This is a genomic window from Speluncibacter jeojiensis, from assembly GCF_029589495.1.
Classification (GTDB): Bacteria; Actinomycetota; Actinomycetes; order Mycobacteriales; family Mycobacteriaceae; genus Speluncibacter; species Speluncibacter jeojiensis.
In genome coordinates, this window is the sequence record NZ_JAAIVF010000002.1 from 722249 (window position 1) to 745985 (window position 23737).

Genomic DNA, 23737 nt, shown 5'->3' on the forward strand with positions numbered 1-23737 from the left:
ACCATCGCGCCGGCGCTACTTGGCCGGCTTGGCGGGCTCGTTCAGCTTCTGCAGGAACGGCTGCGCGTTGGCCGCGACGCCACCCAGCCCACCGATCGCGGTGCCGGCCAAGCCCGCGGTGGTGCCGAGCAACAGCGCCCCGCCCACGCAGCCGGCCAGTGGTCCGGCGCCGAGCAACTCGACCGCGGGCGCCGAGACCACCCCGGCCGCCGCGGCCCCCAGCACGCAGCCGCCGACGATGCCCGCGGCCGCACCGACGAACCCACCGATCTGCGAGGTCAGCCCGATCGGGTCCTTGACCGCCGCGACCGCCGAGTTCAGGTCGGCCGGGTGCAGTCCCGGGACCTTCGCGGACAGCCCGGCGTCGGCGGTCCGGCTCGGCGTCAGCGTCGCGGTGTCGTCGTCGATGCGCGCAGCCACCGGGAACACCTTGCCCGGCTCGCTGATGACCGCGTACGCCAGCGGCACCGCCGCGGCGGCATTGCCGGCGGCATTGCGCACCACCAGGTGACCGTCCTCGCTGGTCAACGAGCCGGAGTCGGTTCGCAGGACCACGTGATCGCCCTGTCGCGCGAGGTTCCAGTGCAGTACGTTGGCGGCGTCCTTCGCGGCCGCCGGTGACGGTGCCGCATTCGCGGTTCCCGCCGCCGCCCCCATGGCCGCCACCAGCAGCACCGATGTCGTGGCGAACTTCCGGATCTTCATGCGTCCACATCCCCTTCGGCCGAGTGATCGTTTTCTGCATCCTCTGAAGCGGTCGTGTCACCTCCGTGTCCGCGACGTTGCGACACGGTAACCGATCTCTCGCATGCGCGGACGATTTACCGCTGCTTACACGCCTTTGCGGATGATTACGTGGAGGATGACCGCGTGAGCGTGATCACACACCGGTACTCGCGGTCCGAGCCCACCGCCGAGCCGCCCTGATCCGAGCCTGCTCAGCGCATGATGGAACGGGACGCGATCGGCGATGGGGACGAGACACGGGTGCGACCCGGGCGAGGAGTGACACATGGCGGAGCAGGACGACAACACCCGCGAGGTCGAGAGCGCAGCGAGCGAGGCGACCGAGTCCGTGGCCGAGGCGGCGTCGGACGCCGCGGACGCGGTCCGGGACGCGCCCGAGGAGGAGCCGCAGCCGATCCACCCGCATCCGGCCTACGAGGACTACGAGGCGCCCGACAGCAACATCATGCCGAAGGTGATCGCGGCGATCCTCGGCGGCCTCGTGGTCGGTTGGCTGATCCTGCGCCGGCGCGGGCGCGACTGAGAATACGAAAAGGTCGCGGCCACAGGCGATCTGCCGTGTGGCCGCGCCCGGAGTCCGGTCCTGTCAGCGACCGGGAAGGAACCGCAGCAGCTTGATCGCGTGCGGCATCAGCTTGGCCCAGAGCGTGTTCGGCATCCAGGTCGGTCCGCCGAGGTTCACCACGCGCGTGGTCGCGACCGTCTGCGCCTCGGTGTATTTGAGCAGGCCCTCGGCGCCGTGCCGACGACCCACACCGGAGACGCCCATGCCGCCCATCGGCGCGCCGGTGCTGCCCCAGGTCGGGCCGTAACCCTCGTTGACGTTGACGGTGCCGGCATGGATCCGCGCGGCGATCGCCTCGCCCTGGGACGTGGACGCCGCCCACACGCTGGCGTTGAGCCCGTACTCGGTGTCGTTCGCCTTGGCGATGGCCTGCTCGACGTTGTCGACCGGATAGATCGACACCAGCGGCCCGAAGGTCTCGTTGGCCGCGCACTCCATGTCCTCGGTCACGCCGGTCAGCAGGGTCGGTTCGAAGAACAGCGGACCCAGGTCGGGGCGGGCCTTGCCGCCGGTGACGACGGTGGCCCCCTTGGTGACCGCGTCGTTGACGTGCTTGGTGACGGTCTCGACCTGCGCGACGGAGATCAGGCTGCCCATCTCGGGGCCGAACTCGTAGCCGGCGCCGAGCTTCATGTCCGCGACCCGCTTGCCGAGCACCCGGGTGAACTCGTCGGCGACCGACTTCTCGACGTAGATCCGCTCGATCGAGATGCACAGCTGGCCGGAGTTGGAGAAGCACGCCCGCACCGCCGCCTCGGCGACCTTCTTCAGGTTCGCGCCGGCGGTGACGATCATCGGGTTCTTGCCGCCGAGTTCGGCCGAGTAGCCGATCAGCCGTCGCCCCGCCTGCTCGGCGAGTGTCTTGCCGGTCGCGGTCGAGCCGGTGAACATGAGGTACTCGGTGTTCTCCACGATCGCGGTGCCGACCACCGAACCCGGACCGGGCACCACCGCGAACAGCTCGCGCGGCAGTCCCGCCTGGTACAGCAGTTCCGCGCAGGCCAGCGCGCAGTACGGGGTCTGACTGTCCGGCTTGATCACCACCGCGTTGCCCGCCATCAGCGCCGCGATCGCATCGGAGACCGCCAGCGTCATCGGGTAGTTCCACGGCGAGATCACGCCGACCACGCCCTTGGGCTGGTGTCGCACCACCGTCTTCGTCAGCCCGGGCAGCATGCCCTGGACCCGCCGCGGGGCGAGCAGCTTCGGCGCCGTGCGCGCGTAGTAACGGGCGGTCATCGCGATGTCGAGGACCTCTTCGAGCGCCGACGCGCGGGACTTGCCGGTCTCCGCCTGTGCCATGTCCATCAGCGCATCGCGGTTCTCGAGCACCGACGTGTAGTAGCGATCGAAGATCTTGGCGCGCTGCGCGGGCGTGCGCTGGGCCCACTGCCGCTGCGCGACCCGGGCCCGCGCGATCGCGTCGACCGCATCCTGCGCGGTGCCGACCGGAACGGTCGCCAACTCGCGGCCGGTGAACACCTCGATCACGGGCTTGGTGGGGCGCTGGGCGGCCTCCGGGATGGCGATCGATTCGGCGAGACGGGCGAAGGTCTCGGCGGACGGCGCAGGCATGGCATTCCCCTAGCTCTACAGGCGTGGTCGACAACACAGTACTACTGGTTACAGGTAGTTCGTCGTGCCCGTCGGACCACCGCTCCCGCGAACGCCCGACATCGGCCTCGAAGCCGACTGTAGTCGCATCCACACCCCGCGAACCGGTCCCCGGCGATGCTCGTTTTCGGCTGATACTTGACCCTCACGCGGCGGGAGGCTGCACGGTGGCAGACGTGAACGACAGCGACAGGACCCTGACGGTCGGCGCGACCGCCGAACTGGTCGGCGTCAGCGTGCGCACCCTGCACCACTACGACGAGATCGGTCTGGTGACCCCCGGCGACCGCACCAGCGCGGGGTACCGGGTGTACGACGCGGCCGCCGTCGAGCGGTTGCACCGGGTGCTGACATACCGCGAATTGGGGTTCGCGCTGGAGGAAATCGGACGACTCCTCGACGATCCGGACGTCGACGCGATGGCACACCTGCGTCGGCAGCACGGGCTGCTCACGGCTCGGATCGATCGTTTGCGTCAGATGGCCACGGCCGTGGAGAAGATGATGGAGGCGAAACAGATGGGCATCCAGCTCACCCCCGAAGAGCAACGCGAGATCTTCGGCGACGACTGGCCGGGCGAGGAGTACGCCGCGGAGGCACAGGAGCGCTGGGGCGACACCGGCGCATGGGCACAGTCGCAGTCCCGGACCGCGAAGTTCACCAAGGCGGACTGGCAGCGGATCAAGGCCGAGACCGACGCCCTCGAGGCCGACTTCGCGGCCGCACTCTCCGACGGCGCACCGGCGGACGGCGCGCGTGCCGGGGAACTCGCCGAGCGTCATCGCGCGCAGATCGGGCAGTTCTACGACTGCTCGCACCAGATGCAGACCTGCCTGGCCGAGATGTATCTGGCGGACGAACGCTTCCGCGCCCACTACGACGACGTGGCCCCGGGCCTCGCCCGATACGTGCACGACGCGATCGTCGCCAACGCGCGACCGCATCTGTGAGGGCCGTCGGCCGCGCCTGATCGCCCGGACGGTACGCTGCCTCTACTACACAGCATCGTGGAGACAGTGGAGAGGTAAGGCACATGGAGAGCATCGGCGCCGGTTTCGGCATCGCAGTCGTTTTCATCGTGATCGCGCTGGTGATCGTCGGGACGCTGCTGATGTTCCTCATCTCGCTGTTCCCGAACTTCCTGCAGCGTTCGAGCAGCAAGCAGGCGCCGACGGAGGCCGCCCGCAAGGCCGACTCCGCGGGCTGACACCCACACGACGACGAAGGCCCTCGCTCCTTGGAGCGAGGGCCTTCGTGTTGGATCGCTGTCGGCCCCGCGGGCGGGGCCGAACGGCACCGCGACCGGGTCTCCCCGGCCGCGGGCGCTCAGATCAGAGCGGGCTGACGCCGGTGGCCTGCGGGCCCTTGGTGCCCTGGCCGACCTCGAAGGTCACCCGCTGGTTCTCGTCCAGGGTGCGGAAGCCGTTGGTCTTGATCTCCGAGTAGTGGACGAACACGTCCGCGCTGCCGTCGTCGGGCGCGATGAAGCCGAAGCCCTTTTCAGCGTTGAACCACTTCACGGTGCCTTCTGCCATGGAATTTCTCCTCGTTCTTGCGTCGATTCGGACAGTCAACGGTTCTCGACCGTCCGGGCCGGCGTCACTCGGCGGCGAGGACATCCCGTGAAGGAGAAATCATCCGCCCGCAACATTCAGGATTTGCGAGCGTGGGCTAACACAAACACAAACACTACGACCGCCTACAGTCTGTCACATCTGCCCGGATAACGCTCACCGCGACCCGGACCGCGTCTGTTCATCGGTGAACCAGATGGAACCAGTGCGGATCGGCTCTGCCGAGCATCGCCGGCAGCGAGGTCACGTCGGCGGCGGACTCGCCGGCGACCGTCCAGTTCGACAGCGCCCGCTCCAGGTCCGCCCGCGACACGCCACGAGGCAGCAGCCCGGGGAGGCGCTGCGGCGCGAACGCGAACATCAGCAGGTTCGCGCCGGGACTGGCGGCGAGGTCGAGCCCGCGGCCATAGGCGTCGCGTTCGGCGACACCGAGTCCGTGGAAGCAGCCGAGGTCGATGACCAGGTCGAACCCGTCCCCCACACCGGCCGGAAGGTTCGTCACATCCGCCTCGACGAAGGTGACGTCGACCTGCGCTGCGGCCGCGCGACGCCGCGCCCGCTCGAGGGCCAGCGGAACCCGGTCCAGCCCGGTGACCTGCCATCCTCGTGACGCCAGTTCTATCGCGTGGCGTCCCGTCCCGCACCCGACGTCCAGCGCCCGCCCGGGCGTCAGCCCCTCACGGGCGAGGAACACGTCGAGCACCGCGGCGAAGCGGGCACCGGCACGCTCCCACGGGGTGAATCCGACGCGGTAGTAGAGCTTGTACCAGGGACCCATGACCAGCCTCCCGGGCGTGGACCGGCAACCGCCGGGTGATCTCACGCTATTCCGGGCGCCGGCGCCGGACAACCCGCCGACCACCACCTCCACCGCAGCGCGCGGATAGCGATCAGCGGTCCGGCCGGACGGCGGTCCCGGTACTGCGGGTACTTGGCGACCAGCGCGTCGAGCGCGACCGCGCCCTCGGCCGTCTCCGCCTCGATCACCTCCGCGGCGCCGTCGGCGCGCACCCACCACAGCGCCGTCCAATCCTCCTCGTAGTGGTCGACGACGAGGCCCGCCCGTCCGGTCGCGGCGACGTCCTCGAGCCTGCGCAGTCGCCGCGTTGTCTTGGGCTTGTGGTCCACCGCGGTGTACACCGCATCGCTGAGCTGTACGAACACCACCGGCACCAGGTGCGGGGTGCCGTCCGCACCGACGGTCCCCAGACGGCCCACTCGGGCCGCCACGAACCGGGCGCGCGCCTCCTGCGACCGCATACGGCGACCGTACGCTTCGGCCGGGCGCGCACGCCCGGAACACCGAGCGAGACTAGGCTTGACAAACGTCCCCCGCACGCGAGCAGGAACGGAATCTTCATGTCTGACGCCACCGTGGCCACCGCCGACCTCGCCGACGAGATCGGCCCGTCCATCCGCAGCTGCGACACCCAGTTCATCCAGTTCGGCGCCCGGGCCGCGTTCTCCGGCCCCGTCACCACGATCAAGTGCTTCCAGGACAACCTGCTGGTCAAGCAGACCCTCGGCGAGCCCGGCAACGGCGGCGTGCTGGTCGTCGACGGTGACGCGAGCGTGCACACCGCACTGGTCGGAGATGTCATCGCCGGACGCGGCGTGAACAACGGATGGTCCGGGGTGATCATCAACGGCGGTGTTCGCGACTCGGCGATCCTGCGCACCCTCGCCATCGGCATCAAGGCGCTGGGGACCAACCCGCGCAAGAGCACCCAGACCGGCTCCGGCGAGAAGAACGTCCCGGTCAGCTTCGGAGGCGTCACGTTCAACCCGGGCGAGATCGTCTTCAGCGACCCCGACGGCGTGGTGGTCGTAGCCGCCGACGCCCTGCCCGACGTGGCGAAGGGCTGACATGCGCACCTCCTCGAGCCTGCGGCGGCTGGATGCGGCGCTGGCGGCGCACCCGGCCCCGCTGGCCGCGGTCGACCTCGACGCGCTCGACGCGAACGCACGGTTCCTGGTGGAGGCCGCCGGCGGATTCCCGATCCGGTTGGCCTCCAAGTCGATCCGCTGCACGGCACTGATCCGGCACGTGCTCGACAACAACCCGGGGTTCGCGGGCGTGCTGGCGTTCACCCCGGCCGAGGCGCTGCACCTGGCCGAGCACGGCATCGACGACATCCTCGTCGCCTACCCGAGCGTGGACACCGCGGCCCTCGCGAAGGTGGCGGCCTCGTCCGCCACCATCCGGCTGCTGGTCGACGACCCTGCTCACGTCGAATTGATCGGCGCCGCAGCGGCATCCGTCGGTGCGGTCGTGCCGGTGTGCCTGGAGGTGGACCTTGGGTGGTGGCCACTCGGGGGCACCGTGGCCAAGATCGGGCCGAAGCGCTCCCCGGTCCGAGAACCCCGCCAGGCAGCGGAATTGGCCGAACTCGTCTGCCGCACCGACGGTGTCCGGCTGACCTCGATGCTCGGCTACGAGGGTCACATCGCCGGTGTCGGCGACATCGTTCCCGGGCGTCCGCTGCGCCAGTTGGCGGTGCGACTGATGCAGGCCGCGTCGATGAAGGAGATCGCGCAGCGCTTCCCGGCGGTGATCGCCGCGGTCCAATCGACCCTCGCGGCGCACGGCGAGCCCCCGTTGGAGCTGATCAACGGCGGCGGCACCGGCAGCCTTCAGCGCACTTCCGCGGTCGGCGCCGTGACCGAATTGGCCGCCGGCTCAGGGTTGTTCGACCCGAGGTTGTTCGACAACTACCGGTCGCTCCAGCTGGAACCGGCGTGCGCGTTCGCGATGCCGGTGGTCCGAAAGCCGATGCCGTCGATGGCCACGCTGCTCGGCGGCGGCTACATCGCCAGCGGCATCCCCGGCGCGGATCGGGTGCCGACCCCGGCGCTGCCGGCCGGACTGCGCTTCGACAAGGAGGAGGGCGCCGGCGAGGTGCAGACCCCACTGCACGGGGACGCCGCCGCCCGGTTGCAGATCGGTGACCGGGTGTGGTTGCGGCACGCGAAGTCCGGCGAGTTGTTCGAGCGTTTCAACCAGGTTCACCTGGTTCGCGGCGGCGACGTGATCGACGCGGTGCCGACGTACCGCGGCGAAGGTCAGTGCTTCCTGTGACGGTGGATCCGACGCAGACCTGCTCCGCCTTCTCCGCGGCCGACGAGCCGCTGCCGGGCACCGCCGCGCACGTGACGGGCTGGGTGCTGCTCGAACACCCCGGCGCGTGGGGCCACGACGTGCTCGACGGAAAAGCGTTGGGCGAAAACCTCTCCGAAGAACTGACCGTGCGCACCAAGCGGGCGGGAGTGCGGCTGATGCTCATTCGCCGCCCCGGACGGGGCGACACCACCCCGCGCCGGCGGACCGTGTTCCTCGCCCACTCGCACCCCGAGAACTCGTGGTGCGAGCGCCTGGAGGTCGGCGACCCGGCCGAGCTGCTGGATCTGGATCTTCATCGCATCCGCGGCGGCGCACCGCGGTTGGGCCAGACAGTCACCGATCCGTTGACACTGGTGTGCGCCCACGGCAAGCGGGACAAGTGCTGCGCAGTGCTGGGCCGTCCGGTCGCGGCGCACCTGGCCGGCCTGGAGGCCGACGTGTGGGAGTGCTCGCACACCGGTGGTCACCGGTTCGCGCCGTCGCTGATCCTGCTGCCCTCCGGGTACACGTACGGACGACTCGACACCGCCGGCAGTGCACGGGCGGTCGAGGCCGCGCGCCGCGGCGAGGTGGCGGCCGAGGGCTTGCGCGGGCGAAGTTGCTGGACACCATCGGGTCAGGTCGCGGAGATGACTGTGCGCGAGAGGGTTTCGTCGCGCATCGATGACCTCGTCGTCGACGAATCGGGCGCGATTCCCGTCGTCACCCACCGTGACGGCCGGCGCTGGGAAGTGAATGTGAAGTCCGAGGCCCTGCCACCGCGTCCGGTCAGTTGCGGCGCCAAGCCGAAGCCGGTCCAGGCGGTACGGGTTGTGTCGGTACGGGAACTCTCACCCTGCAGCGCGCCGGAGGATTCGCTATGACTGTCGCATGGCTCTGAGCTGGAAGCTGGTCATCGACACCGCGAATGCGGCCGCGCTCGCGGACTTCTGGGCGGCCGCACTCGACTACGAGGTGGAGGACCCCAGTGCGCTGATCGAGCAGTTGCTCGCCGCCGGACAGCTCCCCGAGCAGGCCGTCGCCGAACATCGGGGGTGCAAGAACTTCCGCGGCTATGCGGCGATCCGGCATCCCGATGACCCGTTCGATCAGCACAGCGGTGTCGGGCGTGGGCGCCGCCTGCTGTTCCAGGACGTGCCCGAGGCCAAGTCCGGCAAGAACCGCCTGCACCTCGACATCCACGGTGAGCCGGGCGGACTCGACGCGCTGGTGTCCCGTCTCGAAGGCCTGGGGGCGACGCGGGTCGCCGAGATCGACAAGGGTCCCGCCGGTCATTGGTGGGTCATGCGCGATCCCGAGGGCAACGAGTTCTGCGCCGTCTAGTCCTCCGACCAGCCGTTCCGGCCGCGGAGTCGTCCAGCCGGGCGTAGCATCGCGGCACCGCGGCCGGGGCGAGCACACCGGTCGCCCGGCACAACGGAGCGGCGGATGAACCAGACAGTTGCCGGCGAGACGATCGCCGATCTCGCCTTCCGCGCGGCCGAGGCGTACGGAGACCGGGCGGCCGCCCGCTGGCAGCGTGAACCCGACCGGTGGGAAACGATGACCTACCGCGAACTCGCAGAGCAGGTGGACGCATTCGGCGCCGGACTGATCGACCTGGGTCTCGACGTCGGGGACCGGGTCGCCGTCCTCGCCGGTACCCGGCCGGAATGGTCGGTCGCGCACCTGGCGATCGTCGCCGCCGGCGGTGTGCACGTGTCCGTCTACCCGACCAATGCGCCCGACGAATGCGCGTGGGTGGTCGGCAACTCGGAGGCGCGCGGGATCGTCTGCGAGAACGCCGCGCAGGTCGCGAAGATCGCCGCGGTGCGCGACCGGTTGCCGGCGCTCGAATGGGTCGTCGTCCTCGACGGCACTGCCGACGGCGCCGTCCCTGCCGTGGAGATCCGCCGGCGGGGCAAGGCGCGCGGTGCCGAGGAGCTACGGCGGCGCAGCTTGGCCGTCGACCCGGCCGATCCGTATGTGTTCATGTACACCTCCGGCACCACCGGACCGCCCAAGGGCTGCGTGCTCACCCACGCGAACTACCGCGCGATGATGCACTCGGACAACGAGCTTCAGGAGTTGGAGGGATCTGCATCTGGCAAGGACGTCGTCCTGTACCTGTATCTGCCACTCGCCCACGCGTTCGCGCTGCTGTTCCAGCTGAACACGTTCGACCACGGCGGCGCCATCGCATACTGGGGCGGCGACACGGCGCGCATCATCACCGAGGTGCTGCAGACCCACCCCACCCATCTGCCCTCCGTACCGCGGGTGTTCGAGAAGATCTATTCGCTCGCGGTCGGGTCGAAGCCGGATGCGGAGCGTGAGCGGATCCTGGCTGCGGCGAAGCTCGGCGTGCGGGTGCGCGACATGGACGCGGCCAGCGAGACGGTTCGCGACGAGGTCCGGACGCAGTTCGATGCCGCGGATACCGTTCTTTTCCAACCAGTTCGAGATCTGTTCGGCGGCAATCTCGATCTCGCCGTCACCGGCGCCGCCCCGATCGCGCGTGAGATCCTCGAGTTCTTCTACGGCTGCGGTGTGCCGCTGATGGAGGGTTTCGGCATGACCGAGACCTCCACCGGCGCAACGGTGAACACCGTCAAGCATCATCGCTTCGGCACGGTCGGCCGGCCGCTGCCCGGCGTCCAAGCCCGGCTCGCCGATGACGGCGAGTTGCTGTTGAAGGGCGCCAACATCTTCCACGGCTACTACAAGATGCAGGACGAGTCGTTCGGCGCTGTCGCGGACGGCTGGTTGCGCACCGGCGACCTCGCCGCTATCGACGAGGACGGGTACGTCTCGATCATCGGACGCAAGAAGGACATCATCGTCACCTCCGGCGGCAAGAATTTGACGCCGGCGAACCTCGAGAACGACCTCAAGCTCTCGCCGTGGATCAGCCAAGCGATCATGTACGGCGATCGCCGCCCCTACCCGGTCGTCCTCGTCACGCTCGATCCCGAGCGGGTACTTCCGTGGGCGGCCGAACGAGGGTTGCCCGACTCGATTGCAGAACTGTCGACGCATCCGGAGGTGCGCACGCTGGTGCAGCAGGCGGTCGACGCCGCCAATGCGAAACTCGCACCGCCCGAACAGGTCAAGAAGTTCGCGATCGCCGGGCGCGAACTGTCGCAGGAGGACGGCGAGCTGACGCCGACGATGAAGATCAAGCGCAAGGTGGTGGCGGCGAACTTCGCCTCGGTGTTCGACGGGATGTACGAGCAGGGCTGAACCGGTCGGCACCGGGGAGGCGACACCGGACAGGACAACGGAGCGGCCGGACGGTACCGGCGCCGTTCCGCGGATGCGCGAAGCTACCGGCTCCGACGCGCACGAGGATCTGGAACGGTCGTGCAATTGTCTCAGGTCCCACATCATCCGTGAATCACCACAGAAACGCCTCACGGCCTGTAACGATCTCGTCGCTGCACGGCTGCGCGGCCGTCGACACCTCGGACGCCTTCCCCACCGAAGACCCGGTGTCGTTCAAAAGGATTAATTCATCTGGACATGTGTCCTAATCCCTTCGGCTCGACGCCTCGCGGGTGATAGATATGAGCGCACCGCACGGGCAGACGGTCTGACCAGTCTCTGGCCACCTCCGCACCGGCGCGGCTCATCCCCGGATGTCACGTAACCGAGCCCGCACGCCGAGGGCGCACCTGATGCAGTCCGATCCCCTACCTGACCCAACTGTGGGCCACGACGAAAGACGAGTTCGAGAATGAAGAAGACGACCAAGGGCGCCCTCGCCGCCGGTGCTGCTGCTGTTCTCCTCGCCGGCGGCGCCGGCACCATGGCCGCGTGGACGGGCAGCGGCCCCTCACTGGGCGGCGGCTCGGTGACCGCCGGTAGCCTGTCGATCACCCAGCAGGATGCCGGCACCTGGAAGTGGGGCACTGCGGCCGCGCCGGGCGCCGCGATTCCGGACATCGGCGCCGTGACGCTGGTGCCGGGCGACTCGGTGACCTACACCGGCTCGTACAAGCTGGGCCTGTCGGGCACCAACCTCAAGGCCAAGATCACCGCGACCGGTGGCGCACTCTCCGGCGATCTCGGGACCTACCTCGATGTGACCCCGGCCTCGAACGTGGACCTGTCGAACCTGACCGCGGCCAACAACAACCAGGTCGTCAACGCAGGCGCGACGATCACCTTCAAGTCCGACACCGGCAACACCGACGGCGCCGGCAAGTCGGCGTCACTCGCCGGCACGACGGTGACCCTTCAGCAGGTTCAGTAAGAGAACCCGTGAAGTCCCAATACAAGTGGGCGCTTGCAGCGGCGTCGGTCCTGGCCGTGGGGTTCGCCTCCGTCCAGCAGACCGGCGCCCTGTGGCGTTCCGACGCGAACCTTCCGGGCGCCACCCTGACCGCCGGCAAGCTGGACATCTCGGCGGGTGTCGAGGGCGTCAAGGCCTTCGACCTGTCGGGCTTCGGGATGACGAACATGGCTCCCGGCGACAGCGTCCAAAAGGCACTCCCCGTCTACAACTCCGGCAACGTCGGGATGAGCTACCAGCTCCAGCAGGTGGCCCTCAACGGCGCGAACGCACCGGCACTGAATCTGCGGGTCGCCGTCGTCGGATCGCAGTCCGACTGCGCCGCATCGGGTGATCCGGGCACCCAGCTCTACAGCGGGACCATGGCCCAGGCGTCGTTCGCGGCGCGGCACGTGGATCCGGGCGCCTCGCAGGTGCTGTGCCTCAAGGCGACCGCGCCGCAGAACGCCCCGGCCGGGCAGTCGGGCACCGCGACGTTCACGTTCCAGGCGGCGGTCGACCGATGAGCACCGCCGTGGGTCGCCACAGCAAGAGCGCGCAGTCGTCCGAAGACGACGACCAGACCACCGTGTGGTGGTGGGTCCGCACCATCGCCTCGTGGATGCTGCTCGCCGTCATGGTCGGCGTGCTCGCGGCCATGGTGGTCGTCCCGCGGTTGAGCGGGTCGACCGCGTTCACGGTGCTCACCGGGTCCATGGAGCCGACGATGCCGCCGGGCACGCTGATCGTGGTCAAGCCGACACCCGCGGACCAGCTCCAGACCGGCCAGGTGATCACCTTCCAGCCACAGTCGGGTGACGCCGAGGTGGTGACCCACCGGATCGACGGCATCTTCTACAACGGACAGGGTGAGCGGCGCATCTACACCCGCGGCGACGCCAACAACGTGCGCGACCCGTGGGCACTCGAGCCCGGGCAGATCCGGGGCCGCGTCTGGTACGCGGTGCCTTACCTGGGACGGGTGAATCTCCTTTTCAGCGGGGCGGATTCACGAGCGACGCTGATCAAGTTCGCCGGTGGCGGTTTGGCCATCTATGCAGTGTGGATGATCGCCGGCGGCTTCCGAGACCGATCACGACGCTCGCGTGACAGCGACTGTGACGGTCACCGTGACAACCGGATCCCTGCCGACACGGACTTCTCCTCGCCCGTGGGGCCCGCAGAAACCACCGAAACGAAGTAGGGCAGCACAGATGTCTCAACAGCAGGAAAAGCGCAGCAAGGCGCGGGCCGGCGGCAGCGGATGGACCCGCACTCGTGCGGTCCTGTCCCTCGGGATGATCCTCGGCCTCGGCGCCATCGGCACGCTCGCCGCGTGGTCCGACACCGCGACCGCAACCACCGGCACGTTCACGATTGCGGCTCCGGCGAAGAACGTCGAGATGAAGGTGAGTGGCCAACGTCCCAGCTACTCGTTCACCTCGCTGACCGCATCGGGCATGATGCCGCTGGATTCCACAGCGGCGACCCTCGAGGTGCAGAACACCGGCGACGCTGCGTTCACCTACACGGCGTCGGCTAACGCGTCCGGTGACTCGACCCTGGCACCCTTCCTCACGGTGACTGCGTTCAGCGGCGCGACGGTAGCAGGATCGGGCAATGCCAAGACCTGTTCCGGCGGTACGAAGATCGGCTCGACCACTTTGCAGGTCGGCACGTCGAAGCCCCTTATCACCACTGGCCGCCCGCTCCCGGCGAGCACCGGCAAGGAGACCGTGTGTGTCCAGGTCGCGGTGTCCAACGCGGTGACCAAGGCGGCGTCGGGCAAGTCGTCTGGCGCCGTCATCCAGTTCGCCGCCATCGGGGCCTGACGATGTCGCGAGCAGCAACAGACACGCCGACTGCGGAGGCGACTCAGGCGGGCCGTAGGCAACCGTGGCCGCGGTGGCGTGAGGTGGCACTGAATGTCGGGGCGGCGGCGGGGGTCGTCTGCATCCTCGCCGCGGCCGCCTCGTTCCTCTTCGGGATCACCCCGCTGGTGTTCCGCTCCGGCTCGATGGCACCCGCGATCGGCACCGGCGCACTCGCCATGGCAAAGACCGTGCCGGCCTCGGAGATTCGCGTCGGAGACGTCATCAGCGTCGAGAACGACCGGGGCACGTCGATCACCCACCGTGTCGTGGCGATCGAGCCGACCACCGGTGGGGGCGCCCAGGTCACCCTCAAGGGCGACGCCAACCGAGTGTCCGATCCGCTGCCGTATTCGATCACCGAGGCCAAGCGGGTTCTGTTTCACGTGCCCGGTCTGGGATACGCCGTCGCGTGGCTGTCGAGCGGGACGGCGGTCTTTCTCGGCGGCGCACTCACGGGGGCCCTGTTGATGCTCGCCTTCGGTCCGAACCGACCCACCAAGAAAACCCCAACACTCGTCCAGGCCGAGGACATTGCGGCCGAAGAGCTTTCGGAAGCACAGGAGAACAGCCATGTCTGATCCGTCGAGGCGTTTCCGCCTGCGCGCACTACTGGCGGCAGGTGCCGTCGCCGTCACCGCCCTGGGCGCCGGCCAGGCGATCGGGACCAGCGCGGCGTCGACCGACGCCGTCACCGCGACCTCGGGGTCGCTCGCCGCGGCCGCGAACGTGCTGCCGGCATCGGATACGGCCTGGTGCGACACCTACAAGAACGGCACCTATCTGGCGGTTGCCAACTACGACTCCCAGGTCAGCATCCAACACGTCAACAAGGCGTTCGACTACAAGATGTTCGTGGTGCAGAAAGACGGAACGGTCGCGCTGCAGGACATGAAGGACGCGAGCGCGTTCAACGTCGGCGACCGCCTGTACTTCACCCCCGTCAGCGGCAACAATGTCGGCCGGCACACCGGGTGGGACTTCACTGTCAGGATCTACTCGGTGAACCGGGTCACCAAGGAGTTCTCCAGCAACTGGATCGGCTGGAAGCTGAACCAGCCGACGGTGTACCGGACCAACTGCTCCGATGGTCAACAAAGCGGCACAGATGCGCCGCCGAACACCACGGCCAACAATGCCACTGCCGGGGAGGCTCAGGCGATGTCGGCCAAGGTGTCAGGCCCCGCCGAGCAAGCCCGGTCGCTGAGTGCGCCGGCCACCACCGGCGCCGACAAGTCGGTTCCCACACAGTCCGGTCAGTCTGCGGCGCAACCCATCGCTCCCACAGGAACCGCCGAGGACGACTCGGCCCCCGCCACGACGACCGCCGCGCCCACGAGCCCTGCCACCACGACCACCGAGGCCCCGAAGCCCGTGACTCCGGAGACGACCACCACAGTTCCGGAACCGACCACCACCACCGAGCCACCGGTGGCGACCGAACCCGCCGACACCGCGGTCGCCCTCGGCAAGGACTTGAGCGCCAAGCTGACCAGTGACGGCGGCACGGCCCAGGTCGTCATCTCGAACGGCGGCGGAGAGGTGTGCCGGGCCGATGTCTCCCCCGCCGAGCGCATCCTCACCCCGGAAGGCGACGGCACCCTGTCGGTGACCGGCAACGGCGGGGTCCGCAACATCGACACCGCGACCTGCTCGATCAGCTGATCTGATCCACCGCCGACGGGCGGACCCCGATGCGCAAGACCACTGTGCCGCACCGGGGTCCGCCCGCCGCTGCATCTATGCTTCCAGCATGACACCGATCGACGACCTGGATCGCTTTGAGCCCGTGTCGGATCCACGACCGAACGACGTGCCCTGGCCGGAGCTGGACTGGCCGATCCCCGCACGCACCGAGCTCAGCGGCGACGTCGTGTGCCTGACGCCCGCCGATCCGGCGTCAGACGCCCCCGACCTGTTCCGGCAACTCGATCACGACATCGTCTGGGCGCACCTCCCCTTCAGAGCGACCACGATCGACGAGATGTCACAGATGCTCGCCGCCTGGTCCGAGAGTCTGGACTGGCACGCCTGGACCGTGCGGCTGCAGCGCGATCACGGGGACCTGCCGGCGGGTTCGATCGTCGGCATGACGTCGTACCTCGGCGTGAACGTCCGCGATGCACGGCTTGAGATCGGCGCCACGCTGTACACGCCCGAGGTGTGGGGCACCGCGGTGAACCCCGAGGCCAAGTGGCTGCTGCTCCGGCACGCGTTCGAGACGCTGCAGGCCGGGCGGGTCCAGCTCAAGACCGACACCCGAAACCATCGCTCGCAGCAGGCCATTGCGCGTCTCGGCGCCCGGTACGAGGGGGCGTTGCGACGCCACTACCGGCGTGCTGACGGCACCGTCCGCGACGACGTCATGTTCTCGATCATCGCGGAGGACTGGCCGGAGGTGAACGAGCGACTCATCTCGCGTCTGCACGCCTGGAAGTAACCCCGACAACGCTGATGGGCGCCCCCCTGGCGGAGGAGCGCCCATCAGCGTTTCTGGTTGCTACGGTCTCACTTGCCCAGCGAGCCGGTCGAGGAGCCCGTCGGGATCAGCTTGCCGAACAAATCGGTGAGCGAACCGAATCCGGAGCTGCCCGCGGCCGGCGGCGTGGTGTTGCCGCCGCCGTTGCCCGGCGTCGCCTCGAAGTCGATCGCCCAGTCAGGGTCGATGGTGCCGTTCTGCGTCTCGTTGCCCGCGTCCGCCGGCATCGCGACCACGAGCGAGACCTTGGCTGTCTGGCCGTTCTTCAGGTGGACCAGGTTCATCTGGGTGCCGGGCTGGATCTCACGGGCGTCGGTCACCGCGACCGGCTTTCCCTTGGCGTCGTTGACATCCACGCGCAGCGAGACCTTCATGCCCGTCGAGATCTTGTAGTTGCCGACATAGAAGAAGACGTCGCCCTCCTTGCCGGAGATGTTCTTGACCTGGAACGTCGTGGTGACCTCGTGGCCGGGGACGAGCGCGTCCTGCGACCACGGGATGAGGTTCGCGCCGCCCCAGGTCTTGCCGTCCGCCGAGAACTGCAGCGTGGGCGCGGGATCGGCGGCGGGCGGCGTGTCGGCGCGGGCCGCACCGGGCGTCGTCAGCGCGGACATGGCCGCGAGTGCGAGCGCGAGAACCGCCATACCCAGCGCCGCGATCAGGCGCCGGGGCACGGCGGTGAGGGTGGAAGTCGTGTTCATGACGGAAGCCTAGGGGCAATTTATGACCCAAGCGTCCATTTGGATCCAGATTCGATCGAACGAACGACAGCGGTACTGCGGGAGACTGTCGAATGCGCCTATGCGCCGGTCGAACCCGTGGTCAGCAGCTTGCTCGGGTCGCCGGTGACCAGGCACTGCAGCGACACCCCGGAGCTGCCCAGCCCCGGCTGACTGCACCCGGTCGTGCCCACTCCCCACGTCACCGAGATGGTGCTCGGCAGCGCGGCGCCGGAGGGCACGCCCACCACCAGCGACACCGTTGCCGACTGGTTCGGGTTCAGCGGCACCCACGCGAGCACCGCGTTCGGCGACGCGATCGGACCTTGCGATGCCGTCTTGGTCTGGCCCGCGACGCCGTTCACGTCGGCACGGAAGTAGGCCGACGACCCCGGCGACATCGTGTAACTCTTGAGGAAGAAGCCCGCATTCGTGATCTGGTTCGAGGTGTTGCGCACCTGCAGCGTCGTCGTCGACTCCTGACCGGGAGCCAGCACGACGGCGCCACCGGTCCCCAGCGGCGCGACAGCACTCCAGGCGACTCCGTCGGTCGAGTACTCCAGCCCCGACGTGGCGGCATGCGCGGCACCCGGCCATGCCAGCGCCGACATCGCGGCCAACACGAGCGCGACAACCGCGGTACCGAACACTGCGGCCGCGCGGCCGAGACTTGCGGGCACGACAAGAGACGGGGTCATGCGCGGTAGCGTAGCGACGGCTTCGGGTCGTCGCAGCCGCCGGGCACAGGCTTGGGGGAACTCACAACCCCGGCGGAGCGCAGGACGTAGTCCGCCGGATCGAATCTCTTGGTGCGGCGGGAGTACTCGGACACCAACCCCGGCCAGTTCGCCGAGATCCTCCCGGAACCGGCCCGGTACCAACTCGTGCAGGTCGCCCAGGCGGTACCGGCGAGACGCTGCTGCATCTCGTCGTCGAAGCGCTGTTCGACGTCGGCCCGCACGTCCAGGTACTTCTCCGGCGCGGCGGCGAGCACCGCGGCGGCCTGCCCGACGTACCGGGCTTGCCGCTCGAGCATGTAGATGATCGACCCGGTGCCGAGATTCGTGTTGGGCCCGTACATGACGAACATGTTGGGAAACGCGGGCACTGTCATGCCGAGGTAGGCGCGGGAGCCGTCGGACCACACGTCGTCACGCAGGCTCACCCCGTCCACCCCCTCGATCCGCATCGGGGCGAGGGGCTGCTGCGCGGTGAAACCGGTGCCGTAGATGATCACGTCCACCTCGTGCTCGAACCCGTCCGCGGTGCGCACCCCGCGCGGCGTGATCTCCTCGACGCCGGCGGTCTCGATGCGCACGTTCGGCTCGCACACCGCGGGATAGTAGGTGTTCGCGAACAGGACTCGCTTGCAACCGATCTCGTAGTCCGGTGTGAGCTGTGCACGCTTGCGCGCGTCGGGCACCTGGCGGCGCAGGTGCCGCAGGGCACGCCGCCGGACGAAGGCGTTGACGGCGCGCTTGCCACGCATGCCGGTGATGCCGCGCGTCCAGGTCTCGCCGAGTGTCCACCACAACAGACGCTCGGTGGCCAGCAATGCCGGCACCGCCCGGAACGCACGGTGGTGCACGGGTCGGTATTCGCGGTCGGGTTTGGGCAGGATGTACTGCGCCGACCGTTGGAACAGCGTCAGTTCGGCGACCCGCGGCTGGATCGCCGGCACGAACTGGATGGCGCTGGCCCCGGTGCCTATCACCGCCACCCGCTTGCCGGACAGGTCGCAGTCGTGGTCCCACCGTGCCGAATGGAACGCGGGGCCCTCGAACGAGCCGATCCCCGGAATCCGCGGCATCGCGGGCCGCGAGAGCAGTCCGGTCGCGGGAATCAACATGCGGGCCAGGAACTCTCGTCCGTCGGTGGCCGACACCACCCACAGTCCGGCACAGGTGTCGAAGCGCGCCGACCGCACCTCCACGCCGAACCGGATCCGCGGCAGCAACCCGTACTCGGCGACCACGTCCTCGATGTAATCGAGGATGTCCGGTTGCAGCGAGTAGCGCATCGGCCAGTCGGTCCGGGGCTCGAACGAGAAGCTGTAATACGGCGACGGAACGTCGCATCCGGCGCCCGGATAGGTGTTCTCGCGCCACACCCCGCCCACCTCGGGGGACTTCTCCAGGATCGTCACGTCGTCGTGGCCCGCACGGATCAACTCGATGGCGGCGGCGATGCCGGCGAACCCCGCGCCGATCACGATCACCGACGGGGACGACTCCGCAGGTCCTGGCACTTCGAGCATGACTCGACGCTATCGCCGTCGTGGCCCGCCGACCAGACACCACCGGCCATGTGATTGACATTTTCGGCCACGGCGGGCGCCGGCTCCCTAGACTCGGCCGGATGGCCTCCACGCTCGAGACCTCCGTCATCGACCACGACTTCCCCCGATCCGGGACCGGAGTGGCCGTGATCGCGCAGTTCGCGCTCGACCACGGGATGCCCGTCGGCGCCGCCCTGCTGGGTACGGGACTGACCCTGGACCGCCTCGACGACCCCGAACTGCAGGTGACGGCGGGCCAGGAACTGACGGTCGTGCGCAACGTGCTCGCCCACCTCGGCGACCGGGCCGGCATCGGCCTCGAGTTGGGCCGGCGCTACCGGGTCAGCACCTTCGGCATCTTCGGGTACGCCTGCTTGACCAGCCCGACGTTCGGCGACGCGCTCGCCTTCGCGCTGCGCTACTTCGACCTGACGTTCTCCTTCTGTGTGCCCGTCGTCGAGGTCGGCGCCGACGTGGTCACCGCGCGCATCGTCGACGATCGCGTCCCGGCGGACGTCAGGCAGTTCCTGCTCGAACGCGACCTCGCGGCGATCTTCACGGTCGTCGGCGACTTCTACCCCGGCGGCATCCCCCTGTCGACCATGCGGTTGCGCTGCCCGGCGCCGCCCCACGCCGACCGGTTCGCCGCGGTGTTCGGCATCGAACCGCAGTTCGGCCGCGACCAAAACGTGCTGGCCTTCGACGCCTCGATCCTCGGCGCCCCGCTGCCGCAGGCGAGCCGGGCGACGCGCGCGGCGTGTGAGCAGCAGTGCCGGGCCATGCTCGCCCAGCGTCGGCACCAGGCCGGGATCGCCGCGCAGGTACGCGACCGGCTGATACGGATCGACACCATCCCGGCCGACATGGAGCGGGTCGCGGCCGAACTGGCCATGAGCACCCGCACGCTGCGTCGACGGCTGGCCGACGAGGGCACCAGCTACCGCACGCTGCGCGACGAGGTCCGCCAGGCGCTGGCCGAGCGACTGCTGGCGACCGGCGCGCTGTCGGTCGACGAGATCGCGCTGCGACTCGGCTATGCCGAGGCGTCGAGCTTCATCCACGCGTTCACCCGCTGGAAGGGCACCACCCCGGCCCGCCACCGCCGCTGACCCGGATCCGCCCGAAGCCGACGGCCGATACCCCACAACGAGACGCTGCCCACAATCTCCCGCCAGACGTTGCCGCCGCACCTACTCGCCGGTACCCAGGAAAGGTGGTAGTCACTAACACTTTGCGGCTACCGGGTCGGCCGCACGGCTGACGGACCGGAGAGGATCACGATGGCGTCGTTGTTGTTCCGCGTCGGCAGGTTCTGCTACCGACGCAAGTGGTGGGTGATCGCCGCATGGCTGGCCGCGCTGCTGACGGTCGCCGGCCTGGTCGGCGCGCTGCAACCCAAGTTCGCCAACGACTTCGACCTGCCGGGCACCGACTCCGGCACCGCCACTTCGCAGGTCCAGAAGTACTTCCCGCAGGTCATGGACGAACAGAAGCAGGCGTCGACGAGCGTGCTGGTCGCCGCCGACGACGGTCTGGCCGGCCACACCGCGCAGATCGACGCGCTGGTCGCGGACCTGCACAAGCTGCCCGACCTCACCGCACCGAACAAGGTCGTCAACCCGCTGGTCGTCGCCAAGGTGCAGCCACAGCTCGCCACCTCGGTGCTCGGCGACCACGGCAAGGTCGGACTGATCCAGGTCCACCAGAACATCGACGTCACGAAGCTGACCGTCGACCAGATGAACCAGCTCAAGAGCATCGTCGCCGCCCATGACGGCAACGGCCTGCAGGTCGCGGCCACCGGGTCGCTGATGCAGGTGCACGAGGCGGGCGGGCAGGCCGAGATGATCGGCTTCGCGATCGCGTTCGTGGTGATGATCGTGGCGTTCGGCGCGCTGGTCGCCGCGTTCATCCCGCTGGTCACCGGCCTGGTCGGGGTCGGGCTGACGATGATGCTGCTCAACCTCGGCGCCGAGGTCATGTCGATCAACCAGATGGCCACCGGCATCGTCACGATGCTCGGCATCGCGGTGTCCATCGACTACGCGCTGTTCATCGTCTCGCGCTATCGCAGCGAGTTGCAGCGCGGCGGTGACCGCGCGGACGCGGCCGGACGTGCCGTCGGAACCGCCGGCACCGCAGTCGTGTTCGCCGGACTGACCGTGATCATCGCCGTCGTCGCATTGATGGTGGTCGGCATCCCGTTGATCACCCAGATGGGCTCGGGCGCGGGCATCGCCGTCGCGGTCGCCGTGCTGGCCGCGCTCACCCTGATCCCGGCCCTGCTCGGCGCCTTCGGACGGTTCGCGTTCGCGCCGCGGATCCCGTGGATCCGGCACGCCGAGCCGTCGGAGACCGCCGAGACCAACGGCGTCCGCTTCGGCCGGCTGGTGACCCGGCGGCCGCTGCCGTTCATCGTGGCCGGACTGGCCGTGCTGATCGTGGCCGCGATCCCGATGACCAAGCTCGAGTTGGGGCTGTCGATGTCCAGCGACGACGAGGCCCCGGCGCAGGCGCTGCTGCAGCGCGGATTCGGCGAGGGCATCAACGGCCCGCTGCTGGCGGTGCTGCACACGGACGAGGGCAACATCGCACCGGCGGCGGAGGAGGCGGTCGCGCACATCAAGGAGCTGCCCGACGTCGCCAACGTCGCCACACTGACCTGGATGGGCAACGGCACGCCCCGGCCGGACGTCGGTGCCGACACCGCGCTGATCTCGGTGATCCCGGAGAGCGCGCCGTCGTCGCCGGCCACGCACGACCTGATGGAGCAGATCCGCGACTTCGCGCCGACCGTGGCGCAGCAGGGTGCGGAACTGCATGTCGGAGGCCAGACCGCGATCATGTCCGATCTGTCGGCCAAGCTGGACAAGGCGCTGATCCCCTACCTGGTGGTCGTCGTCGGCCTGGCCTTCTTGATCATGATCGGGGTGTTCCGGTCCATCTGGGTGCCGCTGGTCGGCACGCTCGGCTTCATCTTCTCGGTGCTCGCGACCTTCGGTGCGACGGTGGCGATCTTCCAGGAGGGGTGGCTCGGGCTGATCACCCACACCCAGCCGATCCTGTCGTTCCTGCCGATCTTCCTGATCGGCGTGGTGTTCGGCCTCGCCATGGACTACCAGGTGTTCCTGGTGACCCGCATGCGCGAGGAGTACATCCACGGCATGTCCGCCAAGGACGCGATCATCGCCGGATACCGGCACGGCGCCCGCGTGGTGACCTCGGCCGCGATCATCATGATCAGCGTGTTCGCGGCGTTCATGCTCGCGCCGGACACCACCTCGAAGATGCTCGGGTTCGCACTGGCGGGCGCGGTCTTCTTCGATGCCTTCATCATCCGGATGATGGTGGTGCCCGCGGTGATCTCGATGCTCGGCGACCGGGCCTGGCGCCTGCCGAAGTGGCTGGACAAGCTCGTGCTGAACTTCGACATCGAGGGCGGGGCGGTCCGCAACCGGGGCATCCCGGAGGTCGCCACGCAGGATCCGGGCAGTCCGGAGCCGGTCGGCGCGCCCAGCTGACCGCACCACCAGAGTCGGCAGGAGGAGTGACCGTGACCACGCCGCTGACGCCCCCGGACACCACCCGGGGGCGCCGGGGCGGGCTGCGCGAGCAGCACAAAGCCCGCACCCGCGCCGCGATCCGTGCAGCCGCGATGGAATTGTTCGCGCAGCAGGGCTACGCGGGCACGACCGTCGAGGAGATCGCGGCGCGGGCGGAGGTCTCGCACACCACCTTCTTCCGCTACTTCCAGTCGAAGGAACAGGTCGTCATCGCCGACGACCTGGACGACCAGCGCACCGCGGCCCTGGCCGCGATCCCACCCGGGCTCGGTCACTTCGACCTGATCCGGCACCTGATCACCACGCACTACCGGATCGCGGTCGCCGACGAATGGGCCAGCAGCACCCGACGTCAGCAGCTGATCCACGACGAGCCGCTGCTGCGCACCGCCTACCAACTCGAATCCGACCGGGCCATCTCGGCCATCACCGATTTCTTCGCCGCCTACACCGGGCTGCGCGTGGACGACCTGCGGCTGCGGGTGTTCATCGCCGCGGTCAGCGGCGTCGTGTTCCACATCGCCGACACCATCGTCGACCCGACCGACGAGCGGAACCTGAGCACGCTGCTCGAGGCCGTCGACCTGTTGGAAAGCGGACTGCCGCTGTAGACCGGCAGCGCTGTGGGCGGGCTGCGTCAGCCCTGCTCCGACCGCACCCTCGCGGCGACACCGCCGATCTCGACCACGTCGCCGTCGAGCAGCTGCCGTCCCCGCCGCGCCTCCACCTCACCGTTGACGCTGACCTCACCGTCCGCGATCACGCCCTTCGCCTCGGCGCCGGAATCGATCAGGTTCGCCAGTTTCAGGAATTGACCGAGCCGGATCGACTCGTCCCTGATCGGCACCTCGGGCACGGACCCCTCTGCACTCATCGGATCATCATCCCGCGCCCGTGCGTCGAGGGCTAACGGCCAGGTTCAGGTACTAACGTCAGGGTCGCCGATTCATCCCG

General features: G+C 68.9%; 27 protein-coding genes. 18 read left to right on the forward strand and 9 right to left on the reverse strand.

Annotated features, from left to right (window positions below):
* Window positions 1-15: 15 nt before the first annotated feature.
* Complete coding sequence (locus G4X40_RS10520) at window positions 16-705, reverse strand: hypothetical protein (RefSeq protein WP_277832255.1); 690 nt, start codon at window positions 703-705, stop codon at window positions 16-18.
* Between the two features lie 307 nt (window positions 706-1012).
* On the opposite strand from G4X40_RS10520, the gene G4X40_RS10525 reads away from it, so the two are divergent.
* Complete coding sequence (locus G4X40_RS10525; protein ID WP_277832257.1) at window positions 1013-1270, forward strand: hypothetical protein; 258 nt, start codon at window positions 1013-1015, stop codon at window positions 1268-1270.
* 63 nt (window positions 1271-1333) lie between these two features.
* Here the strand turns inward: G4X40_RS10525 and G4X40_RS10530 are convergent, their stop codons facing one another.
* Window positions 1334-2887 carry a succinic semialdehyde dehydrogenase gene (locus G4X40_RS10530; protein ID WP_277832259.1) on the reverse strand — a complete coding sequence of 518 codons (1554 nt, stop codon included), beginning with the start codon at window positions 2885-2887 and terminating at the stop codon, window positions 1334-1336.
* A gap of 206 nt (window positions 2888-3093) precedes the next feature.
* On the opposite strand from G4X40_RS10530, the gene G4X40_RS10535 reads away from it, so the two are divergent.
* Window positions 3094-3876, forward strand: a complete 783-nt coding sequence (locus tag G4X40_RS10535; protein ID WP_408642168.1) for a MerR family transcriptional regulator — start codon at window positions 3094-3096, stop codon at window positions 3874-3876.
* A gap of 83 nt (window positions 3877-3959) precedes the next feature.
* Window positions 3960-4133, forward strand: coding sequence for a hypothetical protein (locus G4X40_RS10540; protein WP_277832263.1), 174 nt, complete (start codon window positions 3960-3962; stop codon window positions 4131-4133).
* 124 nt (window positions 4134-4257) lie between these two features.
* Here the strand turns inward: G4X40_RS10540 and G4X40_RS10545 are convergent, their stop codons facing one another.
* The 3 genes from G4X40_RS10545 to G4X40_RS10555 all read right to left on the reverse strand — a co-directional run bounded on the left by G4X40_RS10545 (window position 4258) and on the right by G4X40_RS10555 (window position 5760).
* Entirely contained in the window at window positions 4258-4461 is a 204-nt protein-coding gene (locus G4X40_RS10545) for a cold-shock protein (protein ID WP_277832265.1), read from the reverse strand.
* Window positions 4462-4681: 220 nt separating this feature from the next.
* Window positions 4682-5278: a class I SAM-dependent methyltransferase gene (locus G4X40_RS10550; protein WP_277832266.1), complete on the reverse strand. Its 597-nt coding sequence runs from the start codon at window positions 5276-5278 to the stop codon at window positions 4682-4684.
* Window positions 5279-5319: 41 nt separating this feature from the next.
* Complete coding sequence (locus G4X40_RS10555; RefSeq protein ID WP_277832267.1) at window positions 5320-5760, reverse strand: TIGR03668 family PPOX class F420-dependent oxidoreductase; 441 nt, start codon at window positions 5758-5760, stop codon at window positions 5320-5322.
* Window positions 5761-5859: 99 nt separating this feature from the next.
* Between G4X40_RS10555 and rraA the strand changes: the two genes are divergently transcribed.
* From rraA to G4X40_RS10615, 12 genes are all read left to right on the forward strand, one after another.
* Window positions 5860-6366, forward strand: coding sequence for a ribonuclease E activity regulator RraA (rraA, locus tag G4X40_RS10560; RefSeq protein ID WP_277832269.1), 507 nt, complete (start codon window positions 5860-5862; stop codon window positions 6364-6366).
* Window position 6367: 1 nt separating this feature from the next.
* Window positions 6368-7579 carry an alanine racemase gene (locus G4X40_RS10565; RefSeq protein WP_277832271.1) on the forward strand — a complete coding sequence of 404 codons (1212 nt, stop codon included), beginning with the start codon at window positions 6368-6370 and terminating at the stop codon, window positions 7577-7579.
* Window positions 7576-8484: a sucrase ferredoxin gene (locus tag G4X40_RS10570; RefSeq protein ID WP_277832272.1), complete on the forward strand. Its 909-nt coding sequence runs from the start codon at window positions 7576-7578 to the stop codon at window positions 8482-8484. The genes G4X40_RS10565 and G4X40_RS10570 overlap by 4 nt, the downstream gene beginning before the upstream one ends.
* A gap of 7 nt (window positions 8485-8491) precedes the next feature.
* On the forward strand, window positions 8492-8944 hold the full coding sequence (locus tag G4X40_RS10575; protein WP_277832273.1) for a VOC family protein: 453 nt from the start codon (window positions 8492-8494) through the stop codon (window positions 8942-8944).
* Window positions 8945-9049: 105 nt separating this feature from the next.
* On the forward strand, window positions 9050-10843 hold the full coding sequence (locus tag G4X40_RS10580; protein ID WP_277832274.1) for an AMP-dependent synthetase/ligase: 1794 nt from the start codon (window positions 9050-9052) through the stop codon (window positions 10841-10843).
* Window positions 10844-11336: 493 nt separating this feature from the next.
* Window positions 11337-11855 (forward strand): alternate-type signal peptide domain-containing protein, encoded by a 519-nt coding sequence (locus G4X40_RS10585; RefSeq protein ID WP_277832275.1) that lies wholly within the window; start codon window positions 11337-11339, stop codon window positions 11853-11855.
* A gap of 8 nt (window positions 11856-11863) precedes the next feature.
* A complete protein-coding gene (locus tag G4X40_RS10590) occupies window positions 11864-12400 on the forward strand; it encodes a hypothetical protein (protein WP_277832276.1) in 537 nt (178 codons plus the stop codon).
* Entirely contained in the window at window positions 12397-13077 is a 681-nt protein-coding gene (locus G4X40_RS10595; RefSeq protein ID WP_277832277.1) for a signal peptidase I, read from the forward strand. Before G4X40_RS10590 ends, G4X40_RS10595 begins: the two co-directional genes overlap by 4 nt.
* A 10-nt stretch (window positions 13078-13087) precedes the next feature.
* A complete protein-coding gene (locus G4X40_RS10600; RefSeq protein WP_277832279.1) occupies window positions 13088-13705 on the forward strand; it encodes a SipW-dependent-type signal peptide-containing protein in 618 nt (205 codons plus the stop codon).
* Window positions 13706-13788: 83 nt separating this feature from the next.
* Window positions 13789-14325: a signal peptidase I gene (locus tag G4X40_RS10605; protein WP_277832280.1), complete on the forward strand. Its 537-nt coding sequence runs from the start codon at window positions 13789-13791 to the stop codon at window positions 14323-14325.
* Window positions 14318-15409, forward strand: a complete 1092-nt coding sequence (locus G4X40_RS10610; protein WP_277832281.1) for a hypothetical protein — start codon at window positions 14318-14320, stop codon at window positions 15407-15409. Before G4X40_RS10605 ends, G4X40_RS10610 begins: the two co-directional genes overlap by 8 nt.
* Window positions 15410-15497: 88 nt before the next feature.
* Entirely contained in the window at window positions 15498-16184 is a 687-nt protein-coding gene (locus tag G4X40_RS10615) for a GNAT family N-acetyltransferase (RefSeq protein WP_277832283.1), read from the forward strand.
* Between the two features lie 68 nt (window positions 16185-16252).
* Here the strand turns inward: G4X40_RS10615 and G4X40_RS10620 are convergent, their stop codons facing one another.
* The 3 genes from G4X40_RS10620 to G4X40_RS10630 all read right to left on the reverse strand — a co-directional run bounded on the left by G4X40_RS10620 (window position 16253) and on the right by G4X40_RS10630 (window position 19199).
* A complete protein-coding gene (locus G4X40_RS10620) occupies window positions 16253-16924 on the reverse strand; it encodes a hypothetical protein (protein ID WP_277832285.1) in 672 nt (223 codons plus the stop codon).
* A 98-nt stretch (window positions 16925-17022) separates the two neighbouring features.
* Window positions 17023-17640 (reverse strand): hypothetical protein, encoded by a 618-nt coding sequence (locus G4X40_RS10625; RefSeq protein WP_277832287.1) that lies wholly within the window; start codon window positions 17638-17640, stop codon window positions 17023-17025.
* Window positions 17637-19199 carry a flavin-containing monooxygenase gene (locus G4X40_RS10630; protein WP_277832289.1) on the reverse strand — a complete coding sequence of 521 codons (1563 nt, stop codon included), beginning with the start codon at window positions 19197-19199 and terminating at the stop codon, window positions 17637-17639. The genes G4X40_RS10625 and G4X40_RS10630 overlap by 4 nt, the downstream gene beginning before the upstream one ends.
* Before the next feature lie 101 nt (window positions 19200-19300).
* On the opposite strand from G4X40_RS10630, the gene G4X40_RS10635 reads away from it, so the two are divergent.
* From G4X40_RS10635 to G4X40_RS10645, 3 genes are all read left to right on the forward strand, one after another.
* A complete protein-coding gene (locus G4X40_RS10635; RefSeq protein ID WP_277832291.1) occupies window positions 19301-20329 on the forward strand; it encodes an AraC family transcriptional regulator in 1029 nt (342 codons plus the stop codon).
* A gap of 171 nt (window positions 20330-20500) precedes the next feature.
* Window positions 20501-22741, forward strand: a complete 2241-nt coding sequence (locus G4X40_RS10640) for an MMPL family transporter (protein ID WP_277832293.1) — start codon at window positions 20501-20503, stop codon at window positions 22739-22741.
* Window positions 22742-22773: 32 nt separating this feature from the next.
* Window positions 22774-23394, forward strand: coding sequence for a TetR family transcriptional regulator (locus G4X40_RS10645; RefSeq protein WP_277832295.1), 621 nt, complete (start codon window positions 22774-22776; stop codon window positions 23392-23394).
* Window positions 23395-23420: 26 nt separating this feature from the next.
* Here the strand turns inward: G4X40_RS10645 and G4X40_RS10650 are convergent, their stop codons facing one another.
* Window positions 23421-23657 carry an RNA-binding S4 domain-containing protein gene (locus G4X40_RS10650; RefSeq protein WP_277832297.1) on the reverse strand — a complete coding sequence of 79 codons (237 nt, stop codon included), beginning with the start codon at window positions 23655-23657 and terminating at the stop codon, window positions 23421-23423.
* Window positions 23658-23737: the final 80 nt, after the last annotated feature.

What these genes read in the sequence shown, in the direction of transcription:
- G4X40_RS10600 (WP_277832279.1), top strand. Translation starts at nt 13,088, where the DNA reads ATGTCTCAACAGCAGGAAAAGCGCAGCAAGGCGCGGGCCGGCGGCAGC.
- G4X40_RS10595 (WP_277832277.1), top strand. Translation starts at nt 12,397, where the DNA reads ATGAGCACCGCCGTGGGTCGCCACAGCAAGAGCGCGCAGTCGTCCGAA.
- rraA (WP_277832269.1), top strand. Translation starts at nt 5,860, where the DNA reads ATGTCTGACGCCACCGTGGCCACCGCCGACCTCGCCGACGAGATCGGC.
- G4X40_RS10585 (WP_277832275.1), top strand. Translation starts at nt 11,337, where the DNA reads ATGAAGAAGACGACCAAGGGCGCCCTCGCCGCCGGTGCTGCTGCTGTT.
- G4X40_RS10575 (WP_277832273.1), top strand. Translation starts at nt 8,492, where the DNA reads ATGGCTCTGAGCTGGAAGCTGGTCATCGACACCGCGAATGCGGCCGCG.
- G4X40_RS10615 (WP_277832283.1), top strand. Translation starts at nt 15,498, where the DNA reads ATGACACCGATCGACGACCTGGATCGCTTTGAGCCCGTGTCGGATCCA.
- G4X40_RS10550 (WP_277832266.1), bottom strand. Translation starts at nt 5,278, where the DNA reads ATGGGTCCCTGGTACAAGCTCTACTACCGCGTCGGATTCACCCCGTGG.
- G4X40_RS10580 (WP_277832274.1), top strand. Translation starts at nt 9,050, where the DNA reads ATGAACCAGACAGTTGCCGGCGAGACGATCGCCGATCTCGCCTTCCGC.
- G4X40_RS10630 (WP_277832289.1), bottom strand. Translation starts at nt 19,199, where the DNA reads ATGCTCGAAGTGCCAGGACCTGCGGAGTCGTCCCCGTCGGTGATCGTG.
- G4X40_RS10520 (WP_277832255.1), bottom strand. Translation starts at nt 705, where the DNA reads ATGAAGATCCGGAAGTTCGCCACGACATCGGTGCTGCTGGTGGCGGCC.
- G4X40_RS10640 (WP_277832293.1), top strand. Translation starts at nt 20,501, where the DNA reads ATGGCGTCGTTGTTGTTCCGCGTCGGCAGGTTCTGCTACCGACGCAAG.
- G4X40_RS10545 (WP_277832265.1), bottom strand. Translation starts at nt 4,461, where the DNA reads ATGGCAGAAGGCACCGTGAAGTGGTTCAACGCTGAAAAGGGCTTCGGC.
- G4X40_RS10650 (WP_277832297.1), bottom strand. Translation starts at nt 23,657, where the DNA reads ATGAGTGCAGAGGGGTCCGTGCCCGAGGTGCCGATCAGGGACGAGTCG.
- G4X40_RS10635 (WP_277832291.1), top strand. Translation starts at nt 19,301, where the DNA reads ATGGCCTCCACGCTCGAGACCTCCGTCATCGACCACGACTTCCCCCGA.
- G4X40_RS10610 (WP_277832281.1), top strand. Translation starts at nt 14,318, where the DNA reads ATGTCTGATCCGTCGAGGCGTTTCCGCCTGCGCGCACTACTGGCGGCA.
- G4X40_RS10540 (WP_277832263.1), top strand. Translation starts at nt 3,960, where the DNA reads ATGGAGAGCATCGGCGCCGGTTTCGGCATCGCAGTCGTTTTCATCGTG.
- G4X40_RS10530 (WP_277832259.1), bottom strand. Translation starts at nt 2,887, where the DNA reads ATGCCTGCGCCGTCCGCCGAGACCTTCGCCCGTCTCGCCGAATCGATC.
- G4X40_RS10620 (WP_277832285.1), bottom strand. Translation starts at nt 16,924, where the DNA reads ATGAACACGACTTCCACCCTCACCGCCGTGCCCCGGCGCCTGATCGCG.
- G4X40_RS10565 (WP_277832271.1), top strand. Translation starts at nt 6,368, where the DNA reads ATGCGCACCTCCTCGAGCCTGCGGCGGCTGGATGCGGCGCTGGCGGCG.
- G4X40_RS10525 (WP_277832257.1), top strand. Translation starts at nt 1,013, where the DNA reads ATGGCGGAGCAGGACGACAACACCCGCGAGGTCGAGAGCGCAGCGAGC.
- G4X40_RS10555 (WP_277832267.1), bottom strand. Translation starts at nt 5,760, where the DNA reads ATGCGGTCGCAGGAGGCGCGCGCCCGGTTCGTGGCGGCCCGAGTGGGC.
- G4X40_RS10625 (WP_277832287.1), bottom strand. Translation starts at nt 17,640, where the DNA reads ATGACCCCGTCTCTTGTCGTGCCCGCAAGTCTCGGCCGCGCGGCCGCA.